This is a genomic window from Massilia agri, from assembly GCF_024753255.1.
Lineage (GTDB): Bacteria > Pseudomonadota > Gammaproteobacteria > Burkholderiales > Burkholderiaceae_D > Telluria > Telluria agri.
On sequence record NZ_JANUHA010000016.1, the window covers coordinates 109,874 to 126,390 of the forward strand.

At 66.4% G+C, this 16,517-nt stretch carries 16 protein-coding genes; 8 read left to right on the plus strand and 8 right to left on the minus strand.

Annotated features, from left to right (window positions below):
- Nucleotides 1–41: 41 nt before the first annotated feature.
- The 4 genes from NX780_RS19775 to NX780_RS19790 all read left to right on the plus strand — a co-directional run bounded on the left by NX780_RS19775 (nucleotide 42) and on the right by NX780_RS19790 (nucleotide 2,856).
- Nucleotides 42–269, plus strand: a complete 228-nt coding sequence (locus tag NX780_RS19775) for a DUF6139 family protein (protein WP_258829591.1) — start codon at nucleotides 42–44, stop codon at nucleotides 267–269.
- A gap of 169 nt (nucleotides 270–438) precedes the next feature.
- Nucleotides 439–1,338: a lipid A hydroxylase LpxO gene (gene lpxO, locus NX780_RS19780; protein ID WP_258829592.1), complete on the plus strand. Its 900-nt coding sequence runs from the start codon at nucleotides 439–441 to the stop codon at nucleotides 1,336–1,338.
- A 124-nt stretch (nucleotides 1,339–1,462) separates the two neighbouring features.
- Complete coding sequence (gene wrbA / locus NX780_RS19785) at nucleotides 1,463–2,062, plus strand: NAD(P)H:quinone oxidoreductase (protein WP_258829593.1); 600 nt, start codon at nucleotides 1,463–1,465, stop codon at nucleotides 2,060–2,062.
- A 95-nt stretch (nucleotides 2,063–2,157) separates the two neighbouring features.
- The gene (locus NX780_RS19790) at nucleotides 2,158–2,856 is read left to right on the plus strand and encodes a glutathione S-transferase N-terminal domain-containing protein (RefSeq protein WP_258829594.1); all 699 of its coding nucleotides are present in this window, start codon (nucleotides 2,158–2,160) and stop codon (nucleotides 2,854–2,856) included.
- 4 nt (nucleotides 2,857–2,860) lie between these two features.
- Here the strand turns inward: NX780_RS19790 and NX780_RS25260 are convergent, their stop codons facing one another.
- Nucleotides 2,861–4,180, minus strand: coding sequence for a PEP-CTERM sorting domain-containing protein (locus NX780_RS25260; RefSeq protein WP_307732971.1), 1,320 nt, complete (start codon nucleotides 4,178–4,180; stop codon nucleotides 2,861–2,863).
- A 251-nt stretch (nucleotides 4,181–4,431) separates the two neighbouring features.
- Between NX780_RS25260 and NX780_RS19800 the strand changes: the two genes are divergently transcribed.
- On the plus strand, nucleotides 4,432–5,421 hold the full coding sequence (locus NX780_RS19800) for a Bug family tripartite tricarboxylate transporter substrate binding protein (protein ID WP_258829595.1): 990 nt from the start codon (nucleotides 4,432–4,434) through the stop codon (nucleotides 5,419–5,421).
- 55 nt (nucleotides 5,422–5,476) lie between these two features.
- On the opposite strand, the gene NX780_RS19805 is transcribed toward NX780_RS19800, so the two are convergent.
- Nucleotides 5,477–7,450, minus strand: coding sequence for a peptidase U32 family protein (locus NX780_RS19805; protein WP_258829596.1), 1,974 nt, complete (start codon nucleotides 7,448–7,450; stop codon nucleotides 5,477–5,479).
- 79 nt (nucleotides 7,451–7,529) lie between these two features.
- Nucleotides 7,530–8,258, minus strand: coding sequence for a siderophore-interacting protein (locus tag NX780_RS19810; protein WP_258829597.1), 729 nt, complete (start codon nucleotides 8,256–8,258; stop codon nucleotides 7,530–7,532).
- Between the two features lie 33 nt (nucleotides 8,259–8,291).
- On the opposite strand from NX780_RS19810, the gene NX780_RS19815 reads away from it, so the two are divergent.
- Nucleotides 8,292–8,774, plus strand: coding sequence for a MarR family winged helix-turn-helix transcriptional regulator (locus tag NX780_RS19815; RefSeq protein WP_258829598.1), 483 nt, complete (start codon nucleotides 8,292–8,294; stop codon nucleotides 8,772–8,774).
- 3 nt (nucleotides 8,775–8,777) lie between these two features.
- Here NX780_RS19815 and NX780_RS19820 read toward each other — a convergent pair whose 3' ends face one another.
- From NX780_RS19820 to NX780_RS19835, 4 genes are all read right to left on the minus strand, one after another.
- Nucleotides 8,778–9,314, minus strand: coding sequence for a putative glycolipid-binding domain-containing protein (locus NX780_RS19820; RefSeq protein ID WP_258829599.1), 537 nt, complete (start codon nucleotides 9,312–9,314; stop codon nucleotides 8,778–8,780).
- An 80-nt stretch (nucleotides 9,315–9,394) separates the two neighbouring features.
- Nucleotides 9,395–9,592, minus strand: coding sequence for a hypothetical protein (locus NX780_RS19825; protein ID WP_258829600.1), 198 nt, complete (start codon nucleotides 9,590–9,592; stop codon nucleotides 9,395–9,397).
- A gap of 225 nt (nucleotides 9,593–9,817) precedes the next feature.
- Nucleotides 9,818–10,777, minus strand: coding sequence for a chemotaxis protein (locus NX780_RS19830; RefSeq protein WP_258829601.1), 960 nt, complete (start codon nucleotides 10,775–10,777; stop codon nucleotides 9,818–9,820).
- Nucleotides 10,778–10,937: 160 nt separating this feature from the next.
- The gene (locus NX780_RS19835; protein WP_258829602.1) at nucleotides 10,938–12,791 is read right to left on the minus strand and encodes an AI-2E family transporter; all 1,854 of its coding nucleotides are present in this window, start codon (nucleotides 12,789–12,791) and stop codon (nucleotides 10,938–10,940) included.
- Between the two features lie 199 nt (nucleotides 12,792–12,990).
- On the opposite strand from NX780_RS19835, the gene NX780_RS19840 reads away from it, so the two are divergent.
- Nucleotides 12,991–13,461, plus strand: coding sequence for a YybH family protein (locus NX780_RS19840; protein WP_258829603.1), 471 nt, complete (start codon nucleotides 12,991–12,993; stop codon nucleotides 13,459–13,461).
- A 363-nt stretch (nucleotides 13,462–13,824) separates the two neighbouring features.
- Complete coding sequence (locus tag NX780_RS19845) at nucleotides 13,825–15,030, plus strand: lipopolysaccharide biosynthesis protein (RefSeq protein ID WP_258829604.1); 1,206 nt, start codon at nucleotides 13,825–13,827, stop codon at nucleotides 15,028–15,030.
- Nucleotide 15,031: 1 nt separating this feature from the next.
- On the opposite strand, the gene NX780_RS19850 is transcribed toward NX780_RS19845, so the two are convergent.
- Nucleotides 15,032–16,204 (minus strand): hypothetical protein, encoded by a 1,173-nt coding sequence (locus NX780_RS19850; protein ID WP_258829605.1) that lies wholly within the window; start codon nucleotides 16,202–16,204, stop codon nucleotides 15,032–15,034.
- Nucleotides 16,205–16,517: the final 313 nt, after the last annotated feature.

A 16,517-nucleotide genomic window follows, 5' to 3' on the forward strand; every position in this document is an offset into this window, starting at 1 on the left:
CTTTTATCGTGAAAGCAGGCTTTGACTTTGAGGAAACGACTATGCGCTTGGATATTTACCGTAGAGCAGAGACCGACGGCAAGCTGTCCTATCTGGCAGTACCGGAATCACGCAACATCCCTGAAGAAGCCACCAATACCGATTGGGAAATCGAAACCCGCGCCTACGAGGTCGACGACGACGCCGACCAGGTGAGCGAGTTCGACCTGGAGAACGTGGCCGGCCAGATCGGCGAGAAGGGTTACGCGATCACCTCCAGCCAGCACTGAGTTTCCCCTGCGGCCTTGCATGCCGCACACCGCGCCGGCCCGTGAGCGACTCACTTGCCGGCGCTCCATGGGTCCGTAGAATTGCGACCCACCCTCCAACGGCCGAGCGGCCGTTATGGTATCCTGCGTCCTTGTCAAGCTGGCCAGGTCGGCCGAGATGGAGGATGCAATGAAGTGGGTTGTGGTCGGTTTTTATCTTCTCTCGATCCTGCACATCCACTTCCGCGGACGGGTCCGCCTGCCTTTCCGCCGCCAGTTGTTCGACCATTCGTCGTTCATGGCGCCCATCAACATCTTCATGCACAAGTTCTCGCGGGTGCCGAGTACGCCTTACATTCCGGTGAGCGAATTTCCGGAACTGAGCCGCCTGCAGGAGAACTGGCCCATCATCCGCGCCGAGGCCGAGAACCTGCTGGCACTCAAGAAGATCAAGGCGGCCGAGCAGAACGACGACGCCGGCTTCAATTCCTTCTTCAAGAACGGCTGGAAGCGCTTCTACCTGAAATGGTATGACGCCAGCCACCCCTCGGCCGAGCGCCTCTGCCCGCAAACCTATGCGCTGCTGCAGGCTATCCCCTCGGTTAAGGCGGCCATGTTCGCCGAGCTTCCGCCGGGCGGCAAGCTGAACCCGCACCGCGACCCCTTCGCCGGGTCGATGCGCTACCACCTGGGCCTGGCCACGCCGAACGACGACCGCTGCTTCATCGAGGTCGACGGCGAGCGCCACAGCTGGCGCGACGGCCAGGGCGTGATCTTCGACGAGACCTATATCCACTGGGCCATCAACGGCAGCGAGAGCGACCGCATCATCCTGTTCTGCGACGTCGAGCGTCCGATGCGCTACCGCTGGATGGGGGCCGTCAACCGCTGGCTGGGCCGCACCATGATGACGGCCGCCGCCTCGCCCAACGAGACGGGCGACCAGGTCGGCCTGGTGAGCAAGCTGTTCCGTATTTCCTATTACATGGGCCAGTACCGCCGCCGCTTCAAGGCGTGGAACAGGACGGCCTACAACATCACCCGCGTGCTGCTGGTGCTGGCCCTGGCGGCCTTCATCTACTGGATCTGATCCACAGGGCGGCGCGGTCGCGCATGAAGCGCAGCGCTCGCCGCACGATTCCGGACGCCGAGGGTGGAAGGTGGTCATTGTCGCTACAATGGCCTTCTACCCACCAATCTAGCGGAGGCAGTCGATGGCAAAGGTACTGGTACTGTATTACTCGACCTACGGGCATATCGAGCAGATGGCGAACGCAGTGGCGGAAGGCGCGCGCGCGGCCGGCGCCACGGTCGACGTGAAGCGGGTCCCCGAAACGGTGCCCGAGGAGGTGGCGAAAAACGCCCACTTCAAGCTCCAGCAGGATGCGCCGATCGCCACCGTGAACGAGCTGCCGGACTACGATGCCATCGTCATCGGCGCGCCGACCCGCTACGGCCGCATGCCCTCCCAGATGGCGGCCTTCCTCGACCAGACCGGCGGCCTGTGGGCGCGCGGCGCCCTGCACGGCAAGGTCGGCGGCGCCTTCACCTCCACGGCCACCCAGCACGGCGGCCAGGAAACGACGCAGTTCTCGATCATCACCAATCTGCTGCACTTCGGCATGGTGGTGGTCGGCCTGCCATACAGCTATGCGCCGCAGATGTCGCTTGACGAGATCGTCGGCGGCAGCCCCTATGGCGCCTCGACCATCGCGGGCGGGCAGGGCCAGCGCCAGCCGAGCGAGATCGAGCTGGGCGGCGCTCGCCACCAGGGTGAACTGATCGCACGCACGGCCGCCAAGCTGTTCGGCTAGGACGGGATGCCGGTGCAGGATGCTTGAAGGCGCCTCCGGCAGGAAGCGCCGAACTTTGCTATCGTTGGCAGTCCTGCAACCGTATGAGGACTGCCATGCTCGACGCTTCCGCCTTTCCCATCACCGCCAAGTGGCCGGCGCAACATCCGGACCGCCTCCAGCTGTATTCGCTGCCGACGCCCAATGGGGTGAAGGCCTCGATCATGCTGGAGGAAACGGGGCTGCCCTATGAGGCGCACAAGGTCAGTTTCGAGACCAATGACCAGCTGTCGCCGGCCTTCCTGTCGCTCAATCCGAACAACAAGATCCCGGCCATCATCGATCCCGATGGTCCCGGCGGCAAGCCACTGGCGCTGTTCGAATCGGGCGCCATCCTGATCTACCTGGCCGAGAAGACCGGCCGCTTCCTGCCCCGCGATCCGGGTAAACGCTACGAGGTGATCCAGTGGCTGATGTTCCAGATGGGCGGCATCGGGCCGATGTTCGGCCAGCTCGGCTTCTTCCACAAGTTCGCCGGCCGGGAATACGAGGACAAGCGTCCGCGCGATCGCTACGTCAATGAATCGAAACGCCTGCTGGGCGTGCTGGAAGGCCAGCTGGGCAGGCACGCCTGGATCGCCGGCGAGGAGTACACGATCGCCGACATCGCGACCTTCCCCTGGGTGAACAACCTGGTCGGCTTCTACGATGCCGGCGAGCTGGTGGGCTTCGAGGATTTCCCGCGCTTGCAGGCGGCCCTGGCCCGCTTCCGCGAGCGACCGGCGGTGGCGGCCGGGCTCAAGATCCCGGCCTGAACGCCTAAGCGCGGCGCTTGCGGCGCCGCAGGACCAGGAGCAGCGCCAGGCCGGGGGCCAGCAGCCACAACGACCCCGGCTCGGGAACCTCGACCGGCTTGGCCGGCTGCTGGCCGGGTTGCACCGGCTCCTTCGGCGGTTCGAGGGAGGACTCGGGCACAGGCGAATCGTCCGGGCCGCCAGGCGACGGATTGGTGCCGATCTCGGCCGGGGGCTGGGACGGGGTGCCGCTCTCGCCGCCGCCCGACTGGCCGCCGTCAGGCAGCGCGGGCGTCGGGACGTTCGGCTGCGAAGGCGAAGTGCCCGGCGAACCGGGGCTGCCGCCGTCGCCCGGGGTGGTGCCGGGCGTGGAGGGCTGCGGTGTCACGGGCTGGGGCGACGGGGTGGACGGTGTGCCGGGCACGCTGGTTCCGGGCGTGTCCGTCGACGGATTCGATTCGGCCGGGGTGCCGCCGCCACTGCCGCCACTGCCGCTGTCGTCATCGCTGCCGCCGCCCGAGGATTCTTCAGCACCCTTGCCGGGCGCGGCGCGCGAGCTGCCCGAGCGCGAGGACAGGATGGCGCCGCTGGACGCCCCCGGGACATTCGCCGTAGCGGCGAACAGGGATGCGCTTTCATGCGCGGCGCCGCCGGCCAGGATGCCGCCGGCGCTGCCGGTCCCCGGTGCATGCAGGAAGCCGCCGGGCGCGCCTTCACCCTCGAGCATGGCCATGGACACGTTCTCGAGCCCGCCTGCTGCGGGATCGTTTTCGACGACCGAGGAGTCGAGCTCTTCGGCTGACGGACCGTGGGCCTCGACCGGAAGACGTGGGGTGTCGGAAATCTGGTTGGCGCAACGGGCGCGCGCCTCGATGTTGCCGTCGGATACCAGGGTTTCACCCTCGGCCAGCATCACTTTCTTCGCGGTCCAGTAAACCTTGTCGCCCTTGCGGTAGGACACGTGGACGGCGCGCGGCGTCGTGACCGTCGTCTCATGGGCCCTGGCCATATCGAATTCGGCATAATGGGCGGCGACCACCTTGTCTTCGCGGATCACGCGGCCGAGTTCCCGTGCACCGGATACGCCGCCGGGAACGATGGAATAGGGATAGACGCGGCGCTGGCCCGGCTTGAGCACTTCCGCCTGCGCCGTCCCGGGCAGCGCCGCCGTGGCAAGCGTGGCCGGTGCCGACCGGGTGGCCGCCGTGGCCGGGCCCGGCGCCGGCGCCGTCAGCGCATATAGGGCCGCGCAGCCCACCACACCGGCCGCCGCGACGGCCGCCAGCCGCTTCTGAAGCGCCGTGCGTCGCGCCAGGCGTCGGGTGTAGGAATAACTGCGGTCCATGGAGAATGCTCAAAGTAGGAGAGTTCCTACAGAATAGTGTATTTCCATTAATAAATCTACATTTCTTAGTGAAAATTGATGAATCTGTTGTGCGGCATGCCACAAACATGATCCGGCATGATGTCGGATGCATAAATTTGAGGATGGCGCGGCGGCGCCGGTATGCATTCATGACGTGTTACCCAGCCGGGAATGCGCTACACTGTCCGCTCATGCCAATTCATCAACAGCATCAACAGAAGGTGGGGACTATGCGTTTATTCTTCGGCTCCGGTAACGCGGGCAAACAGTTGGGTTTCGCCATTGCGGCTTCGGTCTTGTCGTTCAGCGCGCTCGCGCAGAACTGGCCCAGCTCCACGGTCACCGTGGTCGTGCCATGGCCGCCGGGCGGCCCCTCGGACATCGCGGCGCGTCCGCTCGCCAAGGGCCTCACCCAGGGTCTGGGCCAGCCCTTCGTCATCGATAACCGCGCCGGTGGCGGCGGCAATATCGGCACGTCGGTCGTGACCCGCGCCAAGCCGGACGGCAACACGCTCCTGATCACGTCCAGCGCGCCGATCGTGATCAATCCGAGCCTGTACAAGAACATGAACTTCGATCCGCTCAAGGACCTCGCGCCGGTGACCAACCTGCTGCGCGTGCCCCTGGTGCTGGTCGCCCATCCTTCCGTGCCGGCCAAGAACCTGAAGGAACTGATGGCCTACATCCAGTCGAAGAAGGGCCAGTTCTCCTACGGCTCCTCGGGCAACGGCACCCCCCAGCACCTGACCAGCGAACTGTTCGCCAGCGTTACCAAGCTCGAGATGACCCACGTCCCGTACAAGGGTTCGGCGCCGGCCATTTCCGACCTGCTGGGCGGCCACATCCCCGTGATGTTCGACAGCACGATCGCGATCATGCCGCACATCAAGAGCGGCAAGGTGAAGCCGATCGCGATCTCCAGCGCCAAGCGTTCGCCGCTGCTGCCGGACGTGCCGACCTTCGCCGAAGCGGGCCTGCCGCAGATCGAGTCCTACGCCTGGTACGGTTTCTTCGCGCCGAGCAAGACCCCGAAAGCCGTCCTCGACAAGATCAATGCCGAGGCGCAGAAGGTCATGAAGGGTCCCGAGTTCCAGAAGGTGCTGGCCGACACCGGCTCGGACTACGTCGGCGACTCGCCGGAAAACTTCGCCAAGTTCGTGCAGGCCGAGCATGCGCGCTGGTCGAAAGTGGTGAAGCAGAGCGGCGCGACGGTCGACTGATCGCCGCGACATCGGATGAAAAACGCCGCCTCGGGAAACCGGGCGGCGTTTTTCTTTACTGCGCCCGCGGACGCTGGCGGTGGAAGGTCAGCGGGCTGTAGGGCACGGCCGAGGGCGGCGGCGATTTCAGGATGCCCGGCTTCATGGCGCCGACCACGTGCATTTCGCAGGGCTTGCAGTCAAAGCGCAGGGTGTAGCGCTCGTCGCCGCTGACCAGGGTCATCGGCTCGGCCTTCACCTGGCCCTGCACGCCTTGCACGCCCTTGGCCTGCTTCGGGCACAGGTTGAAGGAGAAGCGGAGGCAGTGCTTGGTGATCATCAGGGACACTTCGCCCGCTTCCTCGTGCGCCTCATAGGCGGCGTCGATCAGCTGCACGCCGTGCTTGTGATAGAAGGCGCGCGCCTTCTCGTTGTAGACGTTGGCCAGGTAGCTCAGCTGCTGTTCCGGGTAGACCGCGGGCGGCTCCACGGCCGCCTTGCGCTCCGGGCGCTGCCAGGCGGCCAGGCGCGCCGCTTCATGGGCGGTGATGGCGTCGCGGCGCAGGGCATTGATGCCGGCCGCCGGCACGAACCAGGGCTGGGACAGCTTCAATTCCACATTGCCGGCCTCGAACATGGTGTTGCCGAGCTTGGCCACGCTGGTGCGCAAGGAAGCTTCCGCCTGGGCGGCCTGCTGGGCCGGCTGCAGGGCGAGTTCGGCGCTGGCCGAGGTCTCGATGCCGTCCTCGTCGCGCACGACCAGGCGCAGGCCGCCCGGCTGTTCTTCCAGGCACAGGTCGACGCGCACCTTGCGCTCGGAAGACTTCTTGTTCAGGGCCGCTTCCCAGTGGTGGTCGCGGTTGCGGTGAAAGACGGTGCCGACCTTCAGGCCCTCGAGGCTCTTGACCACTTCGTTCGGGAACACGCGCCAGCGCTGGCCTTCCGCATCCTCGCCGAGTTTTTGGGCGGTGTTGGCCTGCACGCCGACGGTCTCGCGCTTGTGCATGTAGTTCAGGCCGTCGCCATTGGCCATCGGGGCGTTCGTCAGGAGGTCGATGAAGTCCGGGCCGATACGGGTGACCGTGCCCAGTTCCACGCCCACGTACTTGGGCGAGTCGAAGGCGCCGATATCGTCCTGGCGGCCTTGCGCAAAATAGTCGGTGTGGCCGCGGTGGAAGTTCTTGTCGACGTCCGGGGTGAACAGCACACGGGTGCTGCCGCTGGAAGCGCGCACGAATTCCGGACGGCGCTCGAGCAGCTCGTCCAGCAGCAGGCGGTAGTGGGCGGTGATGTTCTTCACATAGCCCATGTCCTTGTAGCGGCCCTCGATCTTGAAGGAGCGGATGCCGGCGTCGACCAGGGCTTCCAGGTTGCGGCTCTGGTCATTGTCCTTCATCGACAGCAGGTGTTTTTCGTAGGCCACCACACGGCCCTGGCCGTCGCTCAGGGTGTAGGGCAGGCGGCAGGCTTGCGAGCAGTCGCCGCGGTTGGCGCTGCGGCCGGTGTCGGCGTGCGAGATATAGCACTGGCCCGAGAAGGCCACGCACAGGGCGCCGTGGACGAAATACTCGAGCGGCGTGTCCACTTCGCTCTTGATCTTCCTGATCTGCTCGACCGTGAGCTCGCGCGCCAGCACCAGCTGGGAAAAGCCCACGTCGCCCAGGAACTTCGCCTTTTCCACGGTGCGGATGTCGCACTGGGTCGAGGCGTGCAGTTGGATCGGCGGCAGGTCCATTTCCAGCAGGCCCATGTCCTGGATGATGAGGGCGTCCACGCCCGCCTCGTACAGCTGCCAGATCTGCTTGCGTGCCAGCTCGAGCTCGCTGTCGTGCATGATCGTGTTCATGGTGACGAAGATGCGCGCGCGGTAGCCGTGCGCGAACTGCACCAGGGAGGCGATGTCTTCCAGCGGATTGCTGGCGTTGTGGCGCGCGCCGAAGGCGGGGCCGCCGATGTAGACCGCGTCGGCGCCGTGGAGGATGGCCTCGCGGCCGATCTCGGCGGTCTTGGCGGGCGACAGCAGTTCGAGCTCGTGATTCAACAATGACATGGCGGATTCCTGGATGCGAAGGCCGAAATTATAGCCACATCAAGGGCTTGCGTCATGCCCGGCGACGCCTGAATGCCGCTTATTCGAGGTTTTCGTGATGATCGGCCACACCCTGCTTCCAGTAGGCCGAGACCCGCATCGCTTCCTTTGGCAAGCCTTTTTCTTCCAGCAAGAGGGCGCGGACGGCCTTGGCGGTGGCGGCTTCGCCCGCGAACCAGGCGAACCCTTCTCCTGCGGGAAGCGCAACAGCGCGCAGGGCTGCGACCAGGGCGGCGTCACTATCGACCCAGCGCACATCGGGATCGGCGTGCGTGTCGAGCGGCAGGCGATCGGCCCCGCTGGCATGGATCACGGCCACCACCTTGCTGCCGGCCGGCAGCTCGGCCAGGCGGCGCCGGATCGCCGGCAATGCGCTGCGGTCACCCGCCAGCAAGTGCCAGTCATAGTCCTGTGGAATGACCATGGAGCCGCGCGGACCTCCTATAATGGCGCGCTGCCCGACGGTTGCGGCGCGCGCCCAGCTCGATGAAGCGCCGTCCTCGTGCAGGGCGAACTCGAGGGTGAGTTCGCGCCTGTCCAGGTCGTAGTGCAGCGGCGTGAAGTCGCGCCGCAGCTGCTCGCCATTGAGCTCGAACATGAACTTGACGTGGTCGTCGAAGGAGAGCGAGGTGAAGTGGGCCAGGGCCTCGCCCTGGAAGGTAATGCTGAGAAAACTGTCGCCCAACGGGGCGATGCGGGCGACGGTGACGTCGCGGATATGGAGTTCATGGCGCACGCGTTGTACGCTACGGCGGTTCTGCTGTTCCATGGCGGCTCGATTTAGTTGATAATGTCATCCATTATGGAAAAAGAAGTTGATAAGGTCAACCGTTTTTTGTCGTCCGGCGAAGGCGAGGTGATGGAGGCCATGCACACGATCATGCACCTGTACCGCTCGCGAAAGTATGGCGCGCTGCCCATCGACGCCGGCGGGGCGGGCGAGATCAGCCATATGGAGAGCAAGGCGCTCGGCTATTTTGCGCGCCGCCCCGGCGCCACCCAGCGCGACCTGGTCCAGCATTCCGGTCGCGACAAGGCCCAGGTGACCCGCCTGGTGCAGGGCCTGCGCGACAAGGGCCTGCTGGAGGCGCGGCAGGACGAGCATGACCGGCGCAGCACGCGCCTGTTCCTGAGCCCGCAAGGCGCGACCGTCTTCGCCGACATGCACCGCCATGGCCAGCAACTGGCCGCCCGTGCGCTGGCGGACCTGAGCCTTGAAGAGCGGGGCCAGCTGGCGGGCCTGCTGGCCAAGGTCGAAGCCCGGCTGCGCGCCGAACAGGACTGACATTCACCCCACGCGGCGGAACAGCCCGGGATAGTCGCGCACCAGGCCCCGCTCATCCACCTCGAGCGTGGCTTCGAAGCCACTGTCCAGCGCCTCGAAGCGATAGCGGCCATCGGGCAATCTCGTATATGCCTGGGGCGCGCGGTGCACGGCGAGGTCCGGCACGCTGATCCAGGCCATGAGCAGCTCGGTGCGCTGGCCCAGCTGGCCGCCCAGGCGGCGGATCGGCAGGGTGTTCGTGAAGGGAGTGGCCGAGATGTCGACGTCGGCGCAGCCGTGGAGGTGCGGCAAGGCTTGGCCATCGCCGTCGCGCCAGGCGCCGTCGCCGTCGGTGGTCAGCACAATGGACTTGCCTCCAGCTACGTGGACCTCGACGGAACGGACACGCCAGCCGCTGTCGCAGCAGATCCGGTAGTTGAAGGCGCAGGGGCCATCGCAAATGACCGTTCCTTCCGCGACGATCACGTCCTCCCGCTGTTGCAGGTCGAGATGTTCAAGCCCGGCACCGTCCTCGGTGCGCCAGCGATAGTTGCGTTTCATGAGCGCCCCTGTTTTGCGCCCGCGGTAGCACGCCGCAAGCGGGCCCGCCGCGCGCTTCGCCTTGCACGGCGGTGGAGGTCTCAGTCGTTGCGCGGATAGCGGCGCCGCTCGATGCGCCGGCGGCGCTCGGGCGCTTCAACCGCGCGCAGCAGGATGTCGCGTGGGATGTGGCAGTTGTCGAGGTAATCGAGCGCAAAGCGCAGGCCCCGGGTTTCCGCCAGGAAGAAGGCGTACTCGGCAGTTACTGCGGTCTCGTCGTCTCGTCGTCGTTGCGGCATGGTTCGCTCTCTGCCGGCGCCAGGGTGGCGTCGGCCATTGGACAGGCGGCAGAGGGGATGCCTCTGCCTGGCCGGTACCCCGATGACTCATACCGACTTGTTGTCAATATTACATGATCGCAGGCGCACGCACCGTTGATTGTGTTAGCGATTGTTACAACACAACGGGAGATGCCGGGAAGGCGTTGACACGCGGACGCCGGATGGCGCCCGCGTCGGGAAGGCTTACTGGCGCAGCAGGCGGCGCAGGGTGGTGGCGAGGTCTTCGGCCGAGAACTTGGCGACGTAGGCGTCGGCCTGGACGTTCTTGACGTGTTCCTCGTTGGTGGTGCCCGACAGCGAGGAGTGGATTACCACCGGCATGCCCGAGAAGCGACCGGTCTTTTTGATATTGCGGGTGAGCGTGAACCCATCCATCTCCGGCATCTCGAGGTCGGTCAGGACCAGGGCGACCTTGTCGTGCACGTTCTTGCCCTCGGCTTCGGCCGCATTGGCGATGCTGTTCAATTGGTCCCAGGCTTCCTTGCCGCTCTTGGTCAAGATGAAGGGCAGGCCCATCGCATTCAGGCCGTCTTCGATCAGGGCGCGTGCGACCACGGAGTCGTCCGCCGCCAGGATCACCGAGCCCGGCTTGATGTGGATCTTGGCGCCGACGGTCTGCTGGTTGATTTCGGGACCGGAATCCGGGTTCATGTCGCGCAGGATGGTCTCGACATCGAGCACCTGGGCCAGGCGGCCCGGTTCGCCGTCGATCTCCGGCAGGCGGGCGATGCTGGTCACCATGCCGCTGGCGGCGGTACGCTCGGCGGACATCACCTGGCTCCAGTCCAGGCGCACGATCTCTTCGACGCTCTCGACCGCGAAGGCCTGGGTAGTGCGGGCGAATTCCGTCACCAGCATGATGTTCAGGCCGGTCTTCGGCTTGACGCCGGCGATCGCCGGCAGGTCCAGTACCTGGATGATCTGGCCGCGGAGGTTGACCACGCCCAGCACGTGGGGCATCGAGCCGGCAACGGCGGTAATCTCGGGCATCGCGACGATCTCGCGGATCTTGAACACGTTGATGCCGAACAGCTCGCTGCGCTCGCCGTTCTCGTCGCCGCCGAGGCGGAACAGGAGGAGCTCGAATTTATTGGTGCCAGTGAGGTTGCTGCGCTCGTCGACTTCTTGTTGAACCGATTTCATATTCCGCCGTGATAGTGATAATGCCGATGGGAAAGCATTTTACGTGCGAAATACAGGAAATCGTAAAGACTGCCTCAAGTTCGGCAATTTTTCGGTCGGACCAAAGCACAAAAACAACGAATTCTCACACTTTCTTGCCGTTTCGACCAGACCGTTTGCCTCAGGCGCCTGCCGCGCGGTCCGGCGCGACGAAGGCCAGGCCTTCTTCGAAGGAGCGCAGGATCATGTCGACGTGGGGCTCGACCAGGGCGCGCTTGGGCAGCTGCTCGTCGTAGGGCAGCAGCACCGTCACCAGGAGGGCTTCCGGCAGGTCGGCGCGCAGGCTTGCCACCTCCGTGCGCCACTCGTCGAGATTGTCCTGGCGCGGATAGGTGATGAAGATGGTCGACACCAGGTCCGGTCCGGTGCCTTCCGGCCTTTCGTGCGCGCTGCCTGCGATGATGCTGCGCGCATCCACGTCGCCTTCGCGCAGGGCCCGCACCAGCAGCTCGGTGAGGAATTCGTCGCGCTCGGACGGCAGGCCGGCGCACAGCACGATGGAGCCGGCCGGCACGTCGAGCGAGCCCTGCCAGCGGCCGAAGCGCGCCTCGCGCATCTGGCGCAGGTGGGCGCCGATGTTGGCGTCCAGCAGCGGCACCGGCTTGCGACGCATGCGCGAGCGCCGGTCCGAGCTCGATGACACGGTCTCGGCGATGTTGGCGATCACCGCGCGCATCCTTTCCTGCTGGGCCTTGTCGATCAGGCCGGCGCCCAGGTCCGAGACCGCCATGCGCAGGCCGGGGAGCAGCACGTGGTCGCAGTAGCGCGCGAAGCTGTAGCGGCGCACATAGGCTTGCGCATCCTTGCCCAGTTCTTCCGCTTCGCCCGCCAGCACGCGCTGGTGGAAGCGCTCGGCGTCCGTCATGTTCGGCGCGTCGCCCAGCAGGATGGTGACCGGCGCCAGGCCGCGCACGTGGCGCCCGGCCACCACCAGGCACAGGGTCAGCGGAGTCGACAGCAGCAGTCCCACAGGGCCCCACAGCACGCCCCAGAACAGGGCCGAGACGATCACCGCCAGCGGAGAGAGGCCGGAACTGTGGCCATAGACGTTCGGTTCGATGAAGTTCGCCAGCAGCAGCTCGAAAGCGAGGAAGATCGCCATGCAGGTCAGGGCCAGGGTCCAGCCCGGGTCGATCGCGGCGACGAACACGGCGATGATGGCGCCGGCCAGCAGCACGCCGAGATAGGGCACGAAGCGCAGCACCCCGCTCAGGACGCCCCACAGCACGGCATGCGGGACGCCGGCCAGCCACAGCGACAGGCCGATCACGATGCCGAAGGTGGCGTTCACGATGAACTGCGAGAAGAAGAAGCGCGATACGCCCTGGGCGGCGTCGCCGAGCGTGCGGATGGTGCGGCTGACCTCCGCCTGCCCGGCGAGCCGCACCAGGCGGTCGCGCAGGGAACCCTGCTCCAGCAGGATGAAGACCAGCAGGATCAGCACCACGCCGGCTTCGCCCACCGGCCCCCAGACCAGGGCGATGGCGCGGCCCAGCGTGTCCTTCATGGTGCGCGGGACCCGCACCTCGACCGGCACCGGCTGGTTGGCGGCCGCCAGCGTGCCGCGCCGGGCGCGGGTCGGCTCCACCGTGCCCGGCGGCGCCACCGCCGTGAGCTCGGCTTCGATCCGGGTCAGCGGCCGCTCGACCATGTCGCGCACCTTGACCACCTTGGCCTTGATCGCGGCCCGGTACTGCGGCAGGTCGCGCGTGATCGTGACCAGCTGGCTGGCCAGCACCGCGCCGATGCCCACCACGCAGGTGGCGACCAGGGCGACCGAGAGCAGCACCGCCGGCATGCGCGCCAGCCCCGCCCGCGTCATGCTGCGCACCAACGGCGCCAGCACCAGGCTCAGGATCAGCGCCAGGGCCAGGGGTTCCAGCACGTCGCGGCCGAAATACAGCAGGCCGATGACGCAGGTGGCGCTGACCACGCTGTTGGCGGAAAGGCGCAGGGAAGGAAGCGGGACATTCATGCGGTGAGGTAGGCGAGCGTCAAGACAAAACAACTATGTATAAAGCAAAACGCGGCGTTCGCCAAGTGCGGCGGGCGGGCAGGGTGCCGGCGCGGACCGGCGCGACCGCGAAATGCCCCATGCATATCGACTTTTGGTGGCCGCGCACGGCAGCGCCCACTAGAATCGGCCTGTTTCCAACACAATGAGGATCTTCATCATGCGCAGACGCTTGCTGGCGCCGCTCCTGGCCGGCCTGCTGGCCGTTCCCGCCCTTGCCCAGACCCTGCCCTCGGTGGCGGTGCCGCCGGAAGTCGACCGCCTGCTGCGCGACTACGAACGCGCCTGGGCCGCCAACGACGCCGGCGCCCTCGCGGCGCTGTTCGCCCCGGACGGCTTCGCCCTGCCCGGTGGCCAGCCGCCGGCGCGCGGCGCCGACAGCATCCGCAAGGCGTATTCGCATGGCGGCGGCATGCCGACCACCCTGCGCGCCATCGATTACCGTGCATCGGGCGAGCTGGCCTATGTGGTGGGCGCCTACGGTCCCGCCGGCCAGCCGGGCGACTTCGGCAAGTTCGTGCTGGTGCTGCGCCGCGTCGACGGACGCTGGCTGATCGCGGCCGACATCGAGAACGCCAACGCGCGCATGGGGCCACCGCCACGTCCGGCGCCGAAGCCCGCCGCCGGCTAGCTGGGTGCAGGTCCGACCACACACCCCGTACGGCGCGTCGGTTGCAAGGGACGCCTTGCGCCCGCTCGACCCGCACCGGCGCCGCGGCTCGGACAGCACGCGGCGTACGAGATTGCGCAAGGAGCGGTTCGATTCTTGAAGTTAGCATCGGGAGGCGCCACGCATCGCCGCCATGGGAAAGCCCTGCCCGCGATACGGAAGAGGCCGCTGCGAGGGAGTGTCTTTACCCAGATTTACAAGGTCCCTTGGACGTGGATGAACACTGCCCGGGGGCATCCCGATACGATCCTTTCATGTGAGCTACTCTGACGACGTCCCATGAGCATGCCGCGGCCCGAGTTCTGGAGGAATGTCGCTACTGTCATGACTGGAGCGACAGGCGCGCAGGCGCTGACCCTGCTGGCCGCGCCCCTGCTCACACGCCTGTGCACCCCAGCCGAAATGGGCAGCTTCAGCGTCTGGCTCGGCGTGATCGCCGTGACCTCGCTCGTCGCCACGCTGCGCGTGGAAAACGCCATGGTGATCGACCACGAACGGCAGCAGCAGCGCCTGTGTTTCGGCGTCGTCGCCTATGTCGCGACCCTGCTCGCCATCGCGCTCACGCTGTGCTCGCTGTGCGCCTGCGCCTTCGGACTGCCGCCCTTGAGAACGGTGTCCTGGGGCGAGATGGCGACGGTTGGCCTGGCAACCTGGATCACCGCAAATATCCAGACGACGCTGGCGTATGCGGCGTCGCACCGGCGCTTCGGCACGGCGGCCAGGATCAAGCTGCTGCAGGCCGGGACCATCGCGGCCAGCCAGCTCGGATTGCTGTATGCCGGCCTGGACGGCGCCGCCCTGCTGGTGGGGCAATTGATCGGGCTGTGCGCAGGCCTGCTCGCGGGACGCATGCTGCTGTCGCCGCCCCGCCCGCGCCTGCGCTTCTTCCTCGATCGGGCCCAGCGCGACTACCTCCTGAAGCACAAGGCCTTCTGGCGCTATTCGCTGCCCTCGAGCCTGCTGAACACGATGGTCGGGCAACTGCCACTATTCATGATCGGCATCCACCACGGGGCGCTGGCCGCAGGCCTGTTCGCGCTGACGCAGCGGGTGCTGGCCGCACCCACCGCCCTGATCGCCACCTCGATCCTGGAAGTCTTCAAGCGCCAGGCCGTCAACGAGTTCGAATCCGTTGGCAATTGCATGGCCGTGTATCGCAGCACCTTCAAGGCCCTGGTGCTGCTGGCCCTGCCGCCGACCCTGCTGCTGCTGCTGTTCTCTCCCGCCTTGTTCGCCTGGCTCTTCGGCGAGGACTGGCGCGCGGCGGGCGAGCTGGCGCGCATCCTCGCCCCATTGTGCTTCTTGAACTTCGTCGCCAGTCCCCTGAGCTACGTCTTTTTCGTGGCCGGCAAGCAGCGCATGGAGCTGCTCTGGCAGGTCGCGCTCTTCCTCGCGACCCTTGCGGTCTTCGTGGCGCCCCTGTCGCTGCATGGCTCCTTGTTCGCCTACGCGCTCGCCCGTTCGCTGCTCTACCTCGTCTATCTGTACATGTCGCACCTGTGTGCGCGCAACGAGCCTGTGCTCGCCTAGTTCAGGGCAGGGTGCCGCGCCGCTGCCTCCTGGCCGCCATGGCGTGGGCGAGGCCGGCAAGCATGCGCAACAGCGCCGCCAGCGCGCCGGTCACGAATAGCGCAGCCAGCACCGAGGCCAGTGCCAGGAAGGCGAACCACAGGGAGGCGGACATGGTCGGTTGCTGCATCAGCGGTTGGCCCAGGCGCGCGTCGCCCAACGCCGTGAGCAGCATGATGACCGGGAAGTGGAAGAAGAAGGTGAAGGAGGCCGCCTGGGCCGACCAGGTGTCGGCTTCCCGCAGGGCCGAGTATGCCCCGCTTTCGCCCTGCCACGCCTGCCGCTTCGGAAACAGTGACCAGGCAATCGCGGCGAAGCCCAGGCCGGCGCCAAGAAAGCCCAGCTGGATCACCCAGTCGCGCAGCACCGGTTCCATGCCGCGCGTGCCGGGTCCCAGCACCCGGGACAGCAGCAGCGTCGCGCCGCACAGCAGCAGCGCGGGCAGGAGCGGCGGACGCCAGGCCCGCGATTCGGCCAGGAAGACCAGGCCGAGGCCGGCCAGCCAGATCGCGGCCCAGATCAGGAATTTGTAAGGCATCAGGAGCATGACCGCGGCCAGCAGCGCGACCCGTGCGAGGCGGCGCCAGGGCGGCGGCAGGCCGGCGGCGCGCACGAACAGGACCAGCAGGACCAGGGACCAGAACAGGTAGGACAGCAGGTACAGCATGCTGTTGCCACCGAAGTTGGGGACGACGAAGGGCTGCAGCATGAAGACGTTCCCGAGCAGCGGCACATAGCCGAGCGCGAGCGTGCTGAATTCCGGGAAGTCCGTGTACACGCCGGTGCCAATGAACAGGCGCACGCCCGCGTAGTCGAGGAGTGCGCCCAGCACCAGGCCGGGCAACATCAGGCGGTAGAGCTTGAGGGCGTGCCGGCCCAGGCTGGCGCCGTCTGCGGCCAGCCCGGACCGCTGCCTGTGCAGGATGAGGCCGGCGAGGATGCCGTCGAGGATGAAGAAGATCGCGTAGGACTCGTGGCCGAGCCCGGTCAGGAAATACAAGCCGGTGAGCAGGATGTTCTTGTCTTCGACGGCGTCGTAGTTGATGAAGGCGAGGAATCGGACGTGGTACATGAGGGCGAGCAGTGCGCTGGACCAGCGTGCCAGCAGCAGGAAGGTGAGGAATCGTTCGTTCATGGTAGGCCTCGCGGTGCATTGCCGGCGGCTCGCCGGAGAATGGATGTGGTCCACGAAAAAAGTTCCGCCGTTCTCTCCACGACATCGCCAGATATTGTTCTGCGACAAGCAAAGCGCCGATTTCAGGCGAGAGGCACATCGATTCTAGCCAGCGAAGGCCCGGCTGGCTTGAGACTGCACAGGAGCGGCGGCAGCGGGCCGCCGGATGCGTGAAGGCGAGAATGCGCACGGGTTTGCGTCGGCAAGCCGGTGATGCGCCGGGATTCGGGACAGGAGAGTAAGCTGGATCGGCCGCACCTTTGAAGGAGATCGC

What these genes read in the sequence shown, in the direction of transcription:
- NX780_RS19825 (WP_258829600.1), bottom strand. Translation starts at nt 9,592, where the DNA reads ATGCCGCAACGACGACGAGACGACGAGACCGCAGTAACTGCCGAGTAC.
- NX780_RS19850 (WP_258829605.1), bottom strand. Translation starts at nt 16,204, where the DNA reads ATGAACGAACGATTCCTCACCTTCCTGCTGCTGGCACGCTGGTCCAGC.
- NX780_RS19835 (WP_258829602.1), bottom strand. Translation starts at nt 12,791, where the DNA reads ATGAATGTCCCGCTTCCTTCCCTGCGCCTTTCCGCCAACAGCGTGGTC.
- NX780_RS19805 (WP_258829596.1), bottom strand. Translation starts at nt 7,450, where the DNA reads ATGTCATTGTTGAATCACGAGCTCGAACTGCTGTCGCCCGCCAAGACC.
- lpxO (WP_258829592.1), top strand. Translation starts at nt 439, where the DNA reads ATGAAGTGGGTTGTGGTCGGTTTTTATCTTCTCTCGATCCTGCACATC.
- NX780_RS19810 (WP_258829597.1), bottom strand. Translation starts at nt 8,258, where the DNA reads ATGGAACAGCAGAACCGCCGTAGCGTACAACGCGTGCGCCATGAACTC.
- NX780_RS19775 (WP_258829591.1), top strand. Translation starts at nt 42, where the DNA reads ATGCGCTTGGATATTTACCGTAGAGCAGAGACCGACGGCAAGCTGTCC.
- NX780_RS19815 (WP_258829598.1), top strand. Translation starts at nt 8,292, where the DNA reads ATGGAAAAAGAAGTTGATAAGGTCAACCGTTTTTTGTCGTCCGGCGAA.
- NX780_RS19840 (WP_258829603.1), top strand. Translation starts at nt 12,991, where the DNA reads ATGCGCAGACGCTTGCTGGCGCCGCTCCTGGCCGGCCTGCTGGCCGTT.
- NX780_RS19800 (WP_258829595.1), top strand. Translation starts at nt 4,432, where the DNA reads ATGCGTTTATTCTTCGGCTCCGGTAACGCGGGCAAACAGTTGGGTTTC.
- NX780_RS19830 (WP_258829601.1), bottom strand. Translation starts at nt 10,777, where the DNA reads ATGAAATCGGTTCAACAAGAAGTCGACGAGCGCAGCAACCTCACTGGC.
- wrbA (WP_258829593.1), top strand. Translation starts at nt 1,463, where the DNA reads ATGGCAAAGGTACTGGTACTGTATTACTCGACCTACGGGCATATCGAG.
- NX780_RS25260 (WP_307732971.1), bottom strand. Translation starts at nt 4,180, where the DNA reads ATGGACCGCAGTTATTCCTACACCCGACGCCTGGCGCGACGCACGGCG.
- NX780_RS19845 (WP_258829604.1), top strand. Translation starts at nt 13,825, where the DNA reads ATGACTGGAGCGACAGGCGCGCAGGCGCTGACCCTGCTGGCCGCGCCC.
- NX780_RS19820 (WP_258829599.1), bottom strand. Translation starts at nt 9,314, where the DNA reads ATGAAACGCAACTATCGCTGGCGCACCGAGGACGGTGCCGGGCTTGAA.
- NX780_RS19790 (WP_258829594.1), top strand. Translation starts at nt 2,158, where the DNA reads ATGCTCGACGCTTCCGCCTTTCCCATCACCGCCAAGTGGCCGGCGCAA.